The sequence below is a fragment of the Brachybacterium squillarum M-6-3 genome (assembly GCF_000225825.1).
Classification (GTDB): domain Bacteria; phylum Actinomycetota; class Actinomycetes; order Actinomycetales; family Dermabacteraceae; genus Brachybacterium; species Brachybacterium squillarum.
Window position 1 is genome coordinate 148,662 of record NZ_AGBX01000006.1, and the last position, 15,099, is coordinate 163,760.

General features: G+C 71.8%; 11 protein-coding genes. 2 read left to right on the forward strand and 9 right to left on the reverse strand.

What is annotated here, in order from left to right; all coding sequences use genetic code 11:
* Positions 1 to 61: 61 nt before the first annotated feature.
* The 8 genes from OM98_RS08500 to OM98_RS08535 all read right to left on the reverse strand — a co-directional run bounded on the left by OM98_RS08500 (position 62) and on the right by OM98_RS08535 (position 11,858).
* Entirely contained in the window at positions 62 to 1,336 is a 1,275-nt protein-coding gene (locus OM98_RS08500; RefSeq protein ID WP_139017659.1) for a glycosyltransferase, read from the reverse strand.
* Positions 1,337 to 1,443: 107 nt separating this feature from the next.
* A complete protein-coding gene (locus OM98_RS15865; RefSeq protein WP_010534195.1) occupies positions 1,444 to 2,700 on the reverse strand; it encodes a carboxylate--amine ligase in 1,257 nt (418 codons plus the stop codon).
* Between the two features lie 62 nt (positions 2,701 to 2,762).
* Complete coding sequence (locus OM98_RS08510) at positions 2,763 to 4,022, reverse strand: carboxylate--amine ligase (protein WP_010534196.1); 1,260 nt, start codon at positions 4,020 to 4,022, stop codon at positions 2,763 to 2,765.
* Positions 4,023 to 4,138: 116 nt separating this feature from the next.
* The gene (locus tag OM98_RS08515) at positions 4,139 to 5,830 is read right to left on the reverse strand and encodes a glycoside hydrolase family 13 protein (protein ID WP_010534197.1); all 1,692 of its coding nucleotides are present in this window, start codon (positions 5,828 to 5,830) and stop codon (positions 4,139 to 4,141) included.
* Positions 5,831 to 5,903: 73 nt separating this feature from the next.
* On the reverse strand, positions 5,904 to 7,931 hold the full coding sequence (locus OM98_RS08520) for a glycoside hydrolase family 13 protein (protein ID WP_010534198.1): 2,028 nt from the start codon (positions 7,929 to 7,931) through the stop codon (positions 5,904 to 5,906).
* Between the two features lie 13 nt (positions 7,932 to 7,944).
* Positions 7,945 to 8,847, reverse strand: a complete 903-nt coding sequence (locus tag OM98_RS08525; protein WP_010534199.1) for a sugar ABC transporter permease — start codon at positions 8,845 to 8,847, stop codon at positions 7,945 to 7,947.
* A gap of 14 nt (positions 8,848 to 8,861) precedes the next feature.
* Entirely contained in the window at positions 8,862 to 10,442 is a 1,581-nt protein-coding gene (locus OM98_RS08530; protein ID WP_010534200.1) for an ABC transporter permease subunit, read from the reverse strand.
* A gap of 135 nt (positions 10,443 to 10,577) precedes the next feature.
* Positions 10,578 to 11,858: a sugar ABC transporter substrate-binding protein gene (locus tag OM98_RS08535; protein ID WP_010534201.1), complete on the reverse strand. Its 1,281-nt coding sequence runs from the start codon at positions 11,856 to 11,858 to the stop codon at positions 10,578 to 10,580.
* A 160-nt stretch (positions 11,859 to 12,018) separates the two neighbouring features.
* On the opposite strand from OM98_RS08535, the gene OM98_RS08540 reads away from it, so the two are divergent.
* Both OM98_RS08540 and trpS read left to right on the forward strand, forming a co-directional pair.
* A complete protein-coding gene (locus OM98_RS08540; protein ID WP_010534202.1) occupies positions 12,019 to 13,020 on the forward strand; it encodes a LacI family DNA-binding transcriptional regulator in 1,002 nt (333 codons plus the stop codon).
* 178 nt (positions 13,021 to 13,198) lie between these two features.
* Positions 13,199 to 14,293, forward strand: coding sequence for a tryptophan--tRNA ligase (trpS, locus tag OM98_RS08545; RefSeq protein WP_010534203.1), 1,095 nt, complete (start codon positions 13,199 to 13,201; stop codon positions 14,291 to 14,293).
* A gap of 30 nt (positions 14,294 to 14,323) precedes the next feature.
* Here the strand turns inward: trpS and OM98_RS08550 are convergent, their stop codons facing one another.
* Positions 14,324 to 15,094 carry a DUF5129 domain-containing protein gene (locus OM98_RS08550; protein WP_029362781.1) on the reverse strand — a complete coding sequence of 257 codons (771 nt, stop codon included), beginning with the start codon at positions 15,092 to 15,094 and terminating at the stop codon, positions 14,324 to 14,326.
* Positions 15,095 to 15,099: the final 5 nt, after the last annotated feature.

Below are 15,099 nucleotides of genomic sequence, written 5' to 3' on the forward strand. Positions count from 1 at the left end.
GCGTCTCGGGGGAGTCGAGGATCCCCTGGGAACGGGCCCGGAGCAGGCCCGGTGTCGGTGCTCATGCCGGCACCGGCTCACGGCGGGCGATGATCCGGGGGGACCGCGGGGCGGGATCCAGCGGGGCCCGCATGCCCTGGTAGACGCCGAGCACCCGGGCGCCGTAGGTCGGGGCGGAGAAGGCGCTGTGGGCGTGCTCGACACCCGTCCGCGCCATTGCGCGCCGACGCGGCTCGTCCGCCCACAGCTCCTCCAGGTGGCGCGCCAGGTCATCGGGGGCGTCGAGCTGCCAGCCGGTGCGGCCGGGGATCACCACCGGGTCCAGGGAGGGGTCCCGGCGGCACAGCAGCGGCAGTCCGCAGGCCATCGCCTCGATGAAGGTCAGGCCCTGGCTCTCCGACTGCGAGGCGGAGACGAAGGCGTCGCCGAGGCGGTACCAGCGCGGCACCTGCGAGGGCTCGATCCCCCCGGGGAAGCGGACCCGCTCGGCGATGCCCAGGTGCCGGGCGTGCTCCTCGAGCTCCGCCCGCTGGGGGCCGTCGCCGACCATCACCAGCACGGTGTCCGCGCGGTCCGCGGCGGCGACGTCCTCGAGCACCTGCCGCAGGTTCTTCTCCTGGGCCAGGCGGGAGAGCGAGATCAGCACCCGCCGTCCCGGGGCGATGCCGAGCGCGGCGCGCAGGGCGGCGGCGTCGGCCTCCTCCCGCGGACCCTCGGCGGGGCGGAAGCGGCGCAGGTCGAGCCCGGTGGGGATCACGTGCAGCGGCCGGTCGACGCCGTAGCCGCGCAGTACCCGGGCCATCTTCTCGGTCGGGGCGATGACGGCGTCGGTGCCGTCGAGCAGCCGCCGGGTGAGGGTCTCCACGACCTTGCGGCCGACCGCCCGGGAGGGTGAGTAGTAGTGGGTGTAGTCCTCGTAGTTCGTGTGATGCGTGTGCACCAGCGGCACCCCGAGGTGGCGGGCGATGCGCCGGGCGGTGATGTGGGTGGAGAACTCGCAGTGGGAGTGCACCACGTCGGGGCGCCAGCGCAGGATCTCCCGTAGCGCCCGCGGGTTGGTGGGCATCCCGATCCGGGCGCGGGAGTAGATGGCCTGCGCCGGCAGCGAGCCGATGCGGTAGACGTCGGCCTCGCGGTGGGCGCGCAGCTCGGGGGAGAGGGTCAGCACGCGCACGTCGCAGCCCAGCGCCAGCAGCTCCCGCCGCAGCGTGGTCACGGAGGCGACCACCCCGTTGACCGCCGGCTCCCACCAGTCGGTGGTCAGCAGCACCCGCAGCGGCCGCCCACCGGGGGTGCCGACGCTCGCGCCGCGCGGGGACTCGGACATCTCGCTCATGTCTCGAGCCTAGGAGCTGGGTGTCGGCCATCGGAATCGGGTGTGCCGGATTCCTGGGAGGGGCCTGGCCCCCGTGACAGAGCGGCCCCGCTCTGGTATCGCGCGGCTCAGAAGCCGTCGACCGAGGGCTTCGGGTAGTGCTGCAGGAACTTCTTGACCTGGTTGGCCTTGGCGACGGCAACGTAGCCGCGGCGGCGCCAGCCCTCCACCGGGTAGGCCAGGGGGTGCACGGTGCGGCGCTTCCCGATCGCCCGCACCCGCGCCCGCAGCGAGGGGTCGGTGAGGTAGCGGCGCAGCAGCGCCCAGGGCAGGATCGAGTAGAGGATCTCCGCGCGCGGCACCATCCGCTCGATCCGGCGCCCCTGGACCATGTCGGCCACGACGGGGACCGCCACGTTGGTGCCGGCGGCGGTCATGTAGTAGTTGTTGCGGCCGATCCGAGGGTTCACCTCGAAGAACTTGGCGACGCCATCGCGCGGGTCGACCTTCACGTCGAAGTTCGCGAAGCCGCGATAGCCGGTGGCCTCGAGGAAGCGCACCGAGGCCTCCAGCACCGGCCCCAGGTCCGTGGTGAACATGGCGGCCGGGTTGCCGAGCGCTCCCGGGGTGTGCTCCTCCAGCAGAACGTGCGCCCCGCCCAGCAGGGTCACCTCGCCGTCGGAGTCGACGTAGGCGGTCACCGAGAGCATGCAGGTGTCGTCGCCGGGGATCATCTCCTGCACCACGAAGCGGTCGGTGAAGCCCGCGCCGTGGAGCCGGTCGACCAGGTCCTGCAGCTCGGCGCGGGAGCGGATCTCGAAGACCTTGCGCTTGCCCTCGAAGCTCACCTGCGAGTACGCGGAGGAGCGGGAGGCCTTCGCGACCACCGGGAAATCCCATTCCAGGGTGGGCACGCGCGGCTTGATGCCGTCGGCGAAGTCCAGCACCACGGTGCCGGGGGTGGGCACCTCGATGCCCGCGCAGACCTCGGCGAAGGTCGCCTTGTCGGCCACCGCCTCGAGCACGTTGTCGGCGAGCACCGGCAGGTGGAACACCTGGCCCAGCCGATCGCGGTTGCTCGCGATGAGAACCACCAGGAAGTCGGCGTTGGCCAGCAGGATCGGTCGCACCCCGGCGGCGCGGCGCTGCCCGCCGACCTCCAGCAGGGCCTCGACCATCGCGGCCTCGTCGGCGTCGGCGCCGAGCTCCACGGTGCGCAGGATCCTCGAGTCGGCCACCGGCCCGGAGACGGAGCGGGTGACGACGGTGGCGAGCGTGCCGTACTGCTCATGGAATGCGCGGGCCAGGGCGTAGACGCCGATGTCGCCGCCGAGCAGGACCAGGTCGATCCCCTCGTCGGAGGTGTGCGGGGCGGGGGTGCTCATCGGGACGGGGTCCTTTCGGGGGACCCGTGCGGGTCCGGTGATCGGGGGAGGGACGGGGCCGCTCAGAAGCCGGTGTCGGTGGGGCGCGGGTAGACCTTGCGGTACTTGCGCACGAAGTTCAGGCCGGAGACCGTCGCGTAGCCGCGCATCCACCAGCCCTCGGGACCGTAGCGGAAGGGGTTGCGCAGGCGGGTGCGGGCTACCGTGCGCACCCGCCGCTTCAGCGCCGGGTCCCGCAGGTAGGACAGCACCAGGCGCAGCGGCAGGATCGAGTACAGCACCTGCTCGGAGACCCGCACCGGCGGAATCTCGCGGCCGTGGACGCGGTCCTCCACCACGTGGCGGGCCACGGACTCGCCGGTCGCGGTGACGTAGTAGTTGTTGCGGCCGATGCGCGGGTTGATCTCGAAGAAGCACTCGGCACCGGTGCGCGGGTCGACCTTCACGTCGAAGTTCGCGAAGCCCACGTAGTCCACGGCGTCCAGGAAGCGCTCGGCGGCGTCCAGCAGCTCCGGGTGGCTGCCGGTGATCATCGCGGCCGGCCGTCCCAGGGCGTCGGGGGTGTGCTCCCCGAGCAGCACCTGCGCGGCGCACAGCAGGGTGACGCTGCCGCGGGAGGAGCGGTAGGCGGTGATGGAGCGCTGGGCGGTGTCGTCGCCCGGTATCAGCTCCTGGAACAGGAAGCGGCCGGTGAAGCCGGAGGCCCGCAGGCGCCGCACCAGGTCCTGCTGCTCGGCGGCCGACTCCAGGAAGAACACCTTCTTCTTCCCGGGGAAGGACACATGGTGGTACTCGGCGGTGTTGGCGGCCTTGCCGACGACGGGATAGGACCAGGGCAGCTCCGCGGTGCCGTTCCAGTCGGGCTCCTGCGCGCGGGAGAAGTCGACGATGACGGTGGGCACGGTGCCGATGCCGAGGCCCTCGCAGATCTCCGCGAACTCGGCCTTGTCGGCCAGGCGGGCCAGCAGGGCGCCGTCCACCTGCGCCAGCAGGTAGTGCTTCTCCAGCTCCGCCCGGAAGCGGTCGATGAAGTCGATCAGCGAGTCGGCGTTGGTCAGGAGCAGTGCGGGTCGTCCCGCGGGGCGGCGCGCGGCCAGCTCCAGCAGGCGGTCGCGCACGTCCTCGTCGCTGGCCCCGGCCCCGACCACCTCGAGGTCGCTGGTGACGGTGTGCTCGTTCATCGCGACGGGGGTGCGCACCACCGTAGTGGCGCGCATGCCGTACTGCTGATGGAAGGCGATCGTCAGGTTCAGGGAGTTCAGGCCGGCCCCGAGCACGACGACGTCGAACCCGGGATCGACCGGTGTGGAGCCGTTTCGCATGGGGGTGATCCTAACGAGGCCGGCTGTCCGCGCCCGGGAGGCGCACGGCACCCGGGCATACCGGGTGCCGTGCAGGTCAGCGCGGCGTGGCGTGCGCCTCACCGCGCGGGCGGGGCTCAGGCGGTGCGCAGCCAGAGGGTTGCGTCGGGGGCGATGGCGCCCGCCTCCTGCGCGCCCGAGGCGATGAGTACCTCGGCGTCGGCCAGGCCGCCGGCGGTGGGCAGCGGCAGGCTCTGCTCGGTGGTGTTCACCAGCACCACGACCTTGCCGCGGCGCACACCGAGCACGCCCTCGGGCAGGCCGTCGAGGAACTCGACGGCCGCGTCGTGCCGGCCCAGGCCCAGCTCGCGGCGCAGGTACAGGGCGCGGCGGTACATCTCCAGGGTGGAGCCGGGCACGCCGTCCTGGGCGTCCACGGCCAGGGGGCCGAAGGCCTCCGGCTGCGGCAGCCAGCTCTCGCCGCTGGGGGAGAAGCCGTAGGCCGGGGCGTCCTGCTGCCAGGGGATCGGCACCCGGCAGCCGTCGCGGCCGGGCACGCCGCCGCGGTGGTGGGCGGGGTCCTCGCGCAGCTCGTCGGGGATGTCGGCCACCTCGGGCAGGCCCAGCTCCTCGCCCTGGTAGAGGTAGGCCGCACCGGGCAGGGAGAGCATCAGCAGGCTGGCGGCGCGGGCGCGCTGCAGGCCGAGCTCGGCCTCGGGGTGCTCGTCGCGGCCCAGGCCTTCCCCGAAGGCGTAGTCGGGGGCGAAGCCGTAGCGGGTGGCGTGGCGGATCACGTCGTGGTTGGAGAGCACCCAGGTGGTGGGGGCGTCCACGGCATCGGCCAGCTCCAGCGGCTTCTCGATGGCGGCGCGCATCGTCTCCACGCCCCAGCGGGCCTGCAGGAAGCCGAAGTTGAAGGACTGGTGCGCCTCCTCGCGGCCGATGTACAGCGGCAGGCGGTGCTCGGGGATCCAGGCCTCCAGCACCATCATCCGGTCGCCCTCGTAGGCGTCCAGGATCGGCCGCCACTCGCGGTAGATGTCCAGCACGCCGTCGTTGTCGAAGTAGATCGGCACCTCACCCTCGGGGATGTCGATCAGGCCGTGGGCGTTCACGGTCGCGTCCGGCAGGCCCTCGGGCTTCACCATGCCGTGGGCGACGTCCACTCGGAAGCCGTCGGCGCCGCGGTCCAGCCAGAAGCGCAGCACATCGCGGAACAGGGCGTGCACGGCCGGGTTCTCCCAGTTCCAGTCGGGCTGGGTGGTGTCGAAGATGTGCAGGTACCACTGGCCGGGGGTGCCGTCGGCCTCGGTGATGCGGGTCCAGGCGGCGCCGTGGAAGATCGAGGTCCAGTTGTTCGGGGGCAGCTCGCCGTGCTCGCCGCGCCCGTCGCGGAAGATGTACATGTCCCGCTCGGGGGAGCCGGGGCCGGCGGCCAGCGCGGCCTGGAACAGCTCGTGCTCGCTGGAGGAGTGGTTGGGGACGATGTCGACGATGACCTTGAGGCCCTGCTCGTGGGCGCGGGCGATCAGCTCGTCGGCGTCGGAGCGGGAGCCGAAGCGGGGGTCGACGTCGGTGTAGTCGGCGACGTCGTAGCCGGCGTCGTGCTGCGGGGAGGTGTAGAAGGGCGAGAGCCACAGGGCGTCCACGCCGAGCTCGCGCAGGTAGGGCAGGCGGGAGGTGACGCCGGGCAGGTCGCCCATGCCGTCGCCGTCCGCATCGGCGAAGGAGCGGGGATACACCTGGTAGACCACGGCGTCGCGCCACCATTCGGGGGCGCCGGCCTCGGGCTGCGCGGTCGCGGGGGCGGGCGAGGCGGTGGTGGTCATGGTGTCCTTCCGATGGGGGCGGTGCGGGGCGCCGGGCCGACGGGGAGTGCCGGCCCGGACGATTCGTGGGGTATCAGACAGAGGCCGGTTCCGTGGTCGGCTCAGCAGCCAGCACGGTGGCGCCGGCCGCGGTGGCCTGCAGGCGCAGCAGCGGTCCGTCCGCGGCGGCGGTGGCGCCGCCGACGGCCACCAGGGGATGGGCACCGGTCACGCCGGGCAGGGACCGCAGGTCCAGGGTGACGGGATCGTGGGCGTCCCGGGCCAGGTGCACGATGATGTCGCCGTCCGGGTGGGTGCGCACGAGCACCAGGGCGTCTTCCCCGGTGTGCAGCCAGCGCAGGCCGCCGCGGCGCAGGGCCGGGTGCTCGCGGCGCAGGCCCAGCAGGGTGCGGGTGGCCTCCAGCACCTCGGCATCGACGGCAAGATCGGCGTCCCCGGGATCGCCCGCCTGCTCGGCGAGGGCGTCGATGGCGGCCCAAGGCATCGGGGTGCGGGCGTGCTCCCCGGTGAGGCCCTCGGCGCCGAGCTCGTCCCCGGCGAAGACGGTGGGCACCCCGGGAAGGGCCGCCAGGGCGGCGACAGCGGTGAGCTGGCGGCCGCGCTCGCCGACCACGGTGCGGGTGCGGGGCGTGTCATGGCTGGAGAGCTGGTTCTGGGAGTGCAGGCGGGAGGGCCAGGGCATCTGCGCGTTGTAGTCGCGCAGGCTGCGGGAGACGGCGCCGCCGGGCAGCCGCGGCGTCGTCATGGGCAGTCCCAGCCAGTTCAGGGCGCTGCCGGGCTCGGCCAGCCAGGCCCACAGGGGCCGGGTGAAGCCGGTGTAGTTCATGGTGCCGTGCCAGCCGTCGCCGTCCAGGTCCCCGGTGGCGTCGTGGCCGTGCTCGGCGACCAGCCAGGTGTCCCGGCCGGTGCGGGCGCGGACCCGGCGCAGGGTGCCGCGCATCTCGCGGGCCACCTCGCGGGTGAGGTCCACGGCGCCGTGGCGGCCGGTCATGTTGGCCACGTCGATGCGCCAGCCGTCGGCGAGCACGGGCTCGTCGAGGAATCGCGCGGTCACGGAGCCCTCGCCGCGGGTGAGGCGGGCACGCAGGGCGGCGCTGCGCTGGTCGAGCTTGGGCAGACTCGGCACGTCCAGCCAGCTCACGTAGCGGTCCGGGTGCTCGGTGAACAGGTAGTACCCGGCCTCCTCGCTCCCGGCATCGGCCTGGGCGGCGCGGAACCACTCGTGGGTGTCCCCGGTGTGGTTGGTGGTCAGGTCCAGCACCAGGCGCATGCCGCGGGCGTGCAGCGCCTCCGAGAGCCGCACGAGGGCCTCCTCGCCGCCGAGCAGCGGATCGACCGCCTCGAAGGTGGAGGCGTCGTAGCGGTGCACGGAGCCGGCGGGGAAGATCGGGGTGAGGTAGACGGTGTCCGCACCGAGGGAGGCGATGTGGTCCAGCCGCTCGATGATCCCGTCGAGGTCGCCGCCGTAGTACTGGGCGCCGGTGAGGTCGCCGCGCACGGCGGGCTCCTCGTCCCAGCGCATCGGCATGGCCCAGGCGGGCAGGTCCTCCGGGACGGGGCGGCCCTCGGCGTCCTCGGGGATGCGGGAGCTGCGGGCGAAGCGGTCGGGGAAGACCTGGTAAACGATCGCGTCGTCCACCCAGTCCGGGGCCGGCTCGTGCGCGACCAGGCGGAAGTCGGTGGCGTCGGAGACGTCCCAGGGCACCAGGCCGGCGGCGGTGAGCCAGGCGTAGGTGGGGACCGGGGCGCCGGAGGCGGTGCGGGCACCGGGCTCGGCGAGCACGGCGACGCGGTAGGGCACGACCGGGTTCGCGACGGTCAGGGTCGCTTCCCACCAGGTGCCGGTGCCGTCGGAGGCGGGACGCGGGGTGAGGTCCCCGGTGAGGATCTCCCCGTCCACCACGGACCGCAGGGCCAGGGTGCGCGCCGGATAGGCGGCGGGCACCCAGACCCGCAGCGTGGCCTCCTGGCCGAGGCCCGCCCGCGGACCCGGCACGAAGGACGGGCCGGAGTCGTGGTGGGGCTGCTCGGTCAGGGGCACTCCGCTGGGCTCGATCGCGGGATCGACCGGCTGCGGGGCGGGGGAGGGGAGATCGCTCATCGGGAGGGTCCGTTCAGCCCTTCACGGCGCCGGCGGTGGAGCCGCCGACGATGTAGCGCTGCAGGAACTGGTACAGGATGATCACCGGCACCATGATCATCACCGAGCCGGCGGCGAAGACGCCCAGGTTGTTGGAGCGGTCGCCCTCGAGCATCCCGTACAGGCCCACGGCCAGGGTCTTGGTGTCGTTGCTGGTCAGGAAGATCGAGCCCAGCAGGAACTCGGAGAGCACACCCACCAGGGCCAGCAGGATGGTGGTGGCCAGGATCGGGGTGAGGGTGGGCAGCAGGATCTTGGTGAACACCTGCCAGTGGGAGCAGCCGTCGATGATGGCGGCCTCGTCCAGCTCCTTGGGCACGGTGTCGAAGAAGCCCTTGATCAGCCACACCTGGCCGAGCGAGCCGCCCAGCAGCACGATGATGTAGCCCGGCAGGGAGTCCAGACCCAGGAAGGGGATCGCCTCGCCCAGCCCGGAGGCCATCGAGTAGATCGCGATCATCGCCAGGAACGCCGGGAACATCATCACCAGCAGCAGAGAGAGCAGGCCGATGCGGCGACCGGCGAATCGCAGGCGGCTGAAGGCGTAGGCGGCCAGGGTGGAGAGGAACACCTGCACCAGCGCGACGGTGCCGCACACGATGACCGTGTTCGCGTACCAGCGCAGGAAGGGCCCGCGATCGCCCGCGATCAGGGACTCGTAGTGCACCAGGGAGAAGGCCTTGGGGATCAGGCCGGAGCTGGAGACGGTGCCCAGCGGGTTCACCGAGGCGGAGACGATGAACAGGATGGGGAACACCGCGAAGGCGACGGCGAGGATGCCGACGACGTGGCGCCACCCGACCTCGGCCATCCAGCGGCCGAAGGGCATCCGCCGCTGCGCGGTGACGGAGGTCTGCTGCGAAGTCTGCGTGCTCATGATCGGGCCGCCTCTCAGTTGACGTCTTCGAGGACGCTGGTGAACCGGAACTGGATCGCCGCGAGCACGCCGGTCAGCGCGAACAGGGCGACGGAGACGGCGGAGGCGAAGCCGAAGTCGGCCCCCGAGCCGCCGAAGGCGATGCGGTAGATCATCGAGATCAGGATGTCGGTGCCGCCGCGGGTGTACTCGCCCGGCAGGAACGGACCGCCCTCGGTGAGCAGCTCGATCGCGTTGAAGTTGTTGAAGTTGAAGGCGAAGGACGCCACCAGCAGGGGGGCCACGGCCACCAGCAGCAGCGGGGTCACCACCTTCACCGTGGTCTGGAAGCGGCTGGCGCCGTCGATGCGAGCCGCCTCCATCACGTCACCGGGGATCGCCTGCAGGGCGCCGGTGGTGACGATGAACATGTAGGGGAAGCCCATCCACAGGTTCGTCAGCAGCACCGCGATCTTGGCCATCGTCGGATCGCCCAGCCAGTTCACGTTGATGCCGAGGGTGGTGTTGATCAGGCCGAAGTCCTGGTTGTAGAAGTTCGACCACACCAGCAGGGCGATGAAGCCCGGCACCGCGTACGGCATCAGCAGGATCGAGCGGTACAGGCGGCGGCCCTTCAGCCGCTCGTCGTTGAGGATCAGCGCCAGGGCGAAGCCGACCACGAAGGTCAGCGCCACCGAGCCGAGGGCGAAGACCAGGGTCCAGGCGAAGGCGGCGAGGAACTGGCCGGCGATGTTGGAGTCGGTGAACAGGCGCTGGTAGTTGGACCAGCCCACGTTCTGCAGCCAGGACTGGCTGAAAGCGCGCTCGCCGTTCTCGTTCACGAAGTACTCGGAGTCGCCCACGGTGCCGACCGTGTAGACCGCGCCCGTCTGGGTGTCGGTGATGGTGTCGGCGGCCTCGTCGTAGGTCAGCAAGGTGGTGCCCACGTAGGCCTGATTGGCGCCCTGCACCCGCACCGCGGAGTTCTCGTCGACGGGGACGGCGACCTCCTGCAGCGCGTTGTAGGCGTCGTTGACCTCGCGCGACTCGAGGATCGTGTAGCCGGAGGCCTCGGTGACGTAGTTGTTCTCGACGGTGACGTCGGCGGCGGGCACCGGGGCCAGCTCGGTCTCCTCGTCGCCGGAGTAGACGGTGCCCGTGGCGGGGTCCACCAGGAACAGGGTGAAGGGGCCCTCCACGGGGTCGCCCTGGGTGGCGACCGACATGTTGTACCAGGTGGAGTCGTCGGTCTGGACCACCGAGTTGGCGATGATCGAGTTCACCGCCTGCTCCTTGGTGCCGCGGGTGCCGTCGCCGTAGTTGGAGAAGGAGTAGCCCACCGTGAGGATGATCGGGGTGATCAGGAAGACCGCGAGGAAGAAGGTGCCGGGGAAGAGGTACTTCCCGGGGATGAAGCGCTTCGTGGAGTAGATGACGAAGATCGCGATCGCGGCCAGGACCATCACGGCCAGCCACATCCACTGCTGCTGCTGGATCATCAGCGGCACGGTGAAGGCGGTGACGGCGAGGACGGCGCCGAGGACGATGATGCGCACCAGGACCGCGGGGATCGAGGTGCTGCGCTCGCGGTGCACGGGCGGCAGGGGGCTGGACATGGCGACGGTGCCTTTCACGGGGTGGCGGGGGTGACCGGACAGGCCGGTCGGACGGGGTGCGACGCCGTGATGTCACACCCCGTCCGGAGGATCCGGGGGAGCGGGCGTGCTGCCCGCTCCGTGACGGAGGGAGGGTCAGCCGATCTGGCTGGTGATCTCCTCGCCGGCGGAGGTCATGGTCGATTCGGGGTCCGCGCCGCCGACCAGGTTGGCCTCGGCCTGACCGAGCGGGCCCCAGATGGCGGCCATCTCGGGAATCGCGGGCATCGGGGAGGCGTCCTCGGCGTACTCGGCCACGCGCACAACGTCGGGGTACTCGCCCGTGAGCTTCTCCTGCAGCTCGAGGTTCACCGGGGGCAGCTCGTTGCCTGGGAACATCGCCTCGGCGATGTCGGGGGAGGAGACCACGTCGGTGGCGAACTGCTGGGCGAAGGCCTGGTTGGCGCCGCTGGAGGCGACGAAGAAGGCGTTGACGCCAGCGAAGGGGACCGCCGGGTCCATGCCCTCGAAGCCGGGGACCTGGCTCATGGTGAAGTCGACCTCGGCGGTGCGGATGTCGGCCAGTGCCCAGGGGCCCGAGATCAGGTAGGCGGCGTTGCCGTCGGTGAACAGCGAGATCGCGTTGTCGTTGCTGATGGAGGTCTTCAGCACGCCCTGCTCGCCGAGCTCCACGATCTTCTCGGCCGCGGAGATCGAACCCTCCTTGCCCACGCCCACGTCGGAGGGGTCGAGGTTGCCCTCGGAGTCCTCGCCGAAGAGGTAGCCGCCGCCGGAGGTGTAGAAGGGCTGCATGTGGTAGGCGTCGCCCTCCTCGCCGACCGGCAGGGACAGCACGTTCTCGGCGCCGCCGGCCTCGCCGGCCTCGACGAGCTCCTCCACGGTGGAGGGCTCGGGCACGTCAGTGAGCTCGTTGTTCGCGTAGAGCACCAGGGTCTCCACGGCGTAGGGGGCGCCGTAGGTCTGACCGTCGTAGGTCACGGCCTCGAGGCCGACCGGGGCGATCGCGTCGGAGGCGCCGGAGGGCAGCTGCACCGGGGAGATGGCGCCGTTCTGCACCAGGTTCCCGATCCAGTCGTGGGCGGCCACGATCATGTCGGGGCCGTTGCCGGCCTGGTTGGCGGTGATGAAGTTGCCCTGCAGGTCGTCGGCGACGATCTGCACCGCGACGGTGAGGTTGTTGGCCTCGGCCCAGTCCTGCGCCGGGCCCTCGAGGGCGCCGGCCTTGACCTCGTCGGTCCAGATCACGAGGTCGGCATCGGCGCGCTCGGGCGCCGCGCCCTCGGAGGAGCCGCCCGCGTCCGAGCCGCCGGAGGAGCTGTCGGAACCGGAGTCGCTGCTGCCGCCGCAGGCGGCGAGGACACCGGTGGTGGCGGCGATGCCGCTCAGGGCGAGGAAGTTCTTGCGACGGATCTGCACGTCTTCTCCTTCGAATCGTGGTGCACCTGGCCGTCGGTGGCCGTGCGGATTGGGACAAAATATAGATCCTGTCGCGGTCCTGTGCAAGAATGAGCAAGAACTTGCAGGACACGATTCGGACACGGCACGATGACGCCCGTGGCCGGGGAGGATGAGTGTGATGGCGCGACTCATCGACATCGCCAAGGCCGCCGGTGTGAGCGAGGCCACGGTCTCCCGGGTGCTCAACGGGCGATCCGGGGTCAACGAGGCCACCAGACGTTCCGTGATCGAGACGGCCCGCCTGCTGGGGCGGGAGGTCGGCACCGCCGCCACCCGCACCGGGCCGCTGGTCGGGGTGCTGGTGCCCGACCTCGACAACCAGGTCTTCACCTCCTGGGCCGAGCGCATCGAGGCCGAGCTCTTCGAGCGCGGGGCCGACTGCCTGGTGGCCATGCGTGCCCGCACGGCTGAACGCGAGCGAGAGATCTTGCAGCGTTTCCTGTCGATCGGGGTGGACGGCATCATCGTCGTCTCCGGGCACCACGCCCAGGAGGGGGGCCCCATCGACCACTACCGCGAGGTGACCGATACCGGGAGGCCCCTGGTGCTGGTCAACGGCGTGCGCCCGGACCTGGGCGCCGCCTACCTGTCCACCGACGACGAGCACGCCGTGCGCGCCACCCTGCAGCACCTCGAGGACCTCGGCCACCGCCGCATCGGCCTCGCCGTGGGGGACGAGCGCACCTGGCCGGTGCGCGAGAAGGTGCGGGTCTTCGAGGAGGCTTCCCCCGACAGCGACCGCGAGGAGCGCCCCGTCTCCTACACCGACTTCTCCTACGCCGGGGGGTACGAGGCCGCCCGCGACCTGGTCGCCCGCGGCGCCACCGCGATCATGTGCGGGTCCGACGTCATGGCCGCCGGCGCCCTGGAGGCCGTGCGCGCGATGGGCCTGGCGATCCCGGGGGACGTCTCCGTGGTCGGCTACGACGACGTGTTCTGGTCGGCCCTGACGAACCCGCCGCTGACCACCATGCGCCAGGCTGTGCCCGCCCTGGCTCGCGCGGCCGTGCGCGCCGCGCTCAGCGGGGGCGAGGGGTCCCGTCGCCCCTCCCGCACCGAGGTGGTGGTGCGGCCCCAGCTCGTCGTCCGCGGCTCCACCGGCTCCGCCCCCGAGGCCTGACCCGGGTCCGCGTCCCGGGGTTCCCTTCCCCGCGCCGTCACGCGGCACGGTATTCACCGCCTGACTTCCATCCGTGGAATGGAGCCGAGGAAAACCGTGCCCCCGGCGGCCTCCGGCGCGGTGCCGGGCTGTGCGAGGCCTGCGTCGGAGGGGCGCGGGCGCCGATAGCATGGTGGGCATGACCGATACCGTCGCCGATGTGACCCCCGAGATCGCCCCCTCCAGCTACGACGCCGCCCAGCGGCGCAGCGACGCGATCTGGCAGAAGATCGAGAGCGACCCCAGCGGCCTGCGCATGCTCACCGGGGACCGTCCCACCGGCGCGCTGCACATCGGCCACTACTTCGGCTCCCTGCGCAACCGCGTCCGTCTCCAGCAGGCCGGCGTGGAGACCTGGGTGATCGTCGCCGACTACCAGGTGATCACCGACCGCGAGATCCTCGGCGACATCCAGGGCTCCGTGCGCGAGCTGCTCACCGACTACCTCGCCGTCGGCATCGACCCCGAGCGCGCCACGATTTTCACCCACTCGGCGGTGCCCGCCCTGAACCAGCTGATGCTGCCGTTCCTCTCACTGGTCACCCAGCCGGAGCTGGAGCGCAACCCCACGGTGAAGGCCGAGCTGGCCGCCGCCGGGAAGTCCGCGATGGGCGGGCTGATGCTCACCTACCCCGTGCACCAGGCCGCCGACATCCTCTTCTGCCACGGCAACCTCGTGCCCGTCGGCAAGGACCAGCTGCCCCACATCGAGCAGACCCGCGTGATCGCGCGCCGCTTCAACGAGCGCTACGCGGGCGGGGAGGCCTACTTCCCCGAGCCCGACGCGCTGCTCTCCGAGGCCCCCACCATCCTGGGCCTGGACGGCAATGCGAAGATGAGCAAGTCCCTCGGCAACACCGTCATGCTGCGGATGAGCGCCGAGGAGACCGCCAAGAAGATCAAGAAGGCCAAGACCGACGCCGAGCGGCACATCACCTACGACCCGGAGAACCGGCCCGAGGTCGCGAACCTGCTGACCATCGCGTCCCTGTGCACCGGGCAGGATCCTGCGGCCCTCGCCGAGGAGATCGGCGACAAGGGCGCCGGCACCCTCAAGGTGATGACCGCCGAGGCGCTCAACGAGCACCTGTCCCCGATCCGCACCCGTCGCGCCGAGCTGGAGCAGGACCCCGGCTACCTGTTCTCCGTGCTCCGCGCGGGCAATGAGCGCGCCGACGCCGTGGCCGAGGAGACCCTCGCCCACGTGCGCGAGGTGATGGGGATGGTCTACTGACCCGCTGACCCCGTTCGAGAGGCGGGCCGCTCAGAAACGACCCGAGCTGCCCGCACCGGAGAAGCCACCCGCGACGCCGGGGGAGTAGCCGCCGGTGCTGCCGGAGACCGATCCCGGGTCGCGGTGCTCGGCGAGCTCGTCAGGCGCCGAGGTGCGCCAGTCGGAGAGCCACAGCACCGGGCTGATGGGCCACACGTCGTTGCTCGTCGCCGAATCGGAGGCCTGTCCGCGGCGGCGGACCTCGCGAAGGGTGCCGTACTCCCGGGCCTCGGTGAAGTCGGCGTCGCCGCGCAGCAGCTCCGTCTCCTCCTCGTCGTCCGCGAGGCGGGCCACGCCCAGGTCCCGGCACAGTCGAGCCTCGGTGGACAGGCGTTCCGTGAGCGCATCCAGCCGGTCCAGCGCCTCCTGCGGGGTGATCCGCCGGGCCTTTAGGTCCGCGGTCAGGCCCGGCAGCTCGTCCTCGACCTCCCCGGCGACGCGACGCAGCTCCTCTGCGGCCTCGCGCTCGCCGTCGGTGGCTTCGACGTCGAGCTCGAGCGCATCCGGCAGAGCCTCGAAGCCCGCCCGGAAGGGCGCCAGCTCCCGCTCCCACAGGGCGCGCCAGTCGCCCCGCTGCAGCAGCAGGTCCCGCGCCTCGACCACGACGTCGTCCAGCTCGTCGAGGCGACGGGCTGCCTCCTCCAGCTCCCGGGCGGCGCGATCGGTCGCGGCGCGCGCCCCGCGCACCGCCGTGACGGTCTCCCGGGCGCGGTCCACGTGGGCGCGGGCCTGCCCGCGGGCGACCAGCAGCGAGACCAGCACGATGA

Excerpts from the sequence above, each read along its gene's own strand:
- OM98_RS08500 (WP_139017659.1), bottom strand. The coding sequence starts at position 1,336 with ATGAGCGAGATGTCCGAGTCCCCGCGCGGCGCGAGCGTCGGCACCCCC.
- OM98_RS15865 (WP_010534195.1), bottom strand. The coding sequence starts at position 2,700 with ATGAGCACCCCCGCCCCGCACACCTCCGACGAGGGGATCGACCTGGTC.
- OM98_RS08510 (WP_010534196.1), bottom strand. The coding sequence starts at position 4,022 with ATGCGAAACGGCTCCACACCGGTCGATCCCGGGTTCGACGTCGTCGTG.
- OM98_RS08515 (WP_010534197.1), bottom strand. The coding sequence starts at position 5,830 with ATGACCACCACCGCCTCGCCCGCCCCCGCGACCGCGCAGCCCGAGGCC.
- OM98_RS08520 (WP_010534198.1), bottom strand. The coding sequence starts at position 7,931 with ATGAGCGATCTCCCCTCCCCCGCCCCGCAGCCGGTCGATCCCGCGATC.
- OM98_RS08525 (WP_010534199.1), bottom strand. The coding sequence starts at position 8,847 with ATGAGCACGCAGACTTCGCAGCAGACCTCCGTCACCGCGCAGCGGCGG.
- OM98_RS08530 (WP_010534200.1), bottom strand. The coding sequence starts at position 10,442 with ATGTCCAGCCCCCTGCCGCCCGTGCACCGCGAGCGCAGCACCTCGATC.
- OM98_RS08540 (WP_010534202.1), top strand. The coding sequence starts at position 12,019 with ATGGCGCGACTCATCGACATCGCCAAGGCCGCCGGTGTGAGCGAGGCC.
- trpS (WP_010534203.1), top strand. The coding sequence starts at position 13,199 with ATGACCGATACCGTCGCCGATGTGACCCCCGAGATCGCCCCCTCCAGC.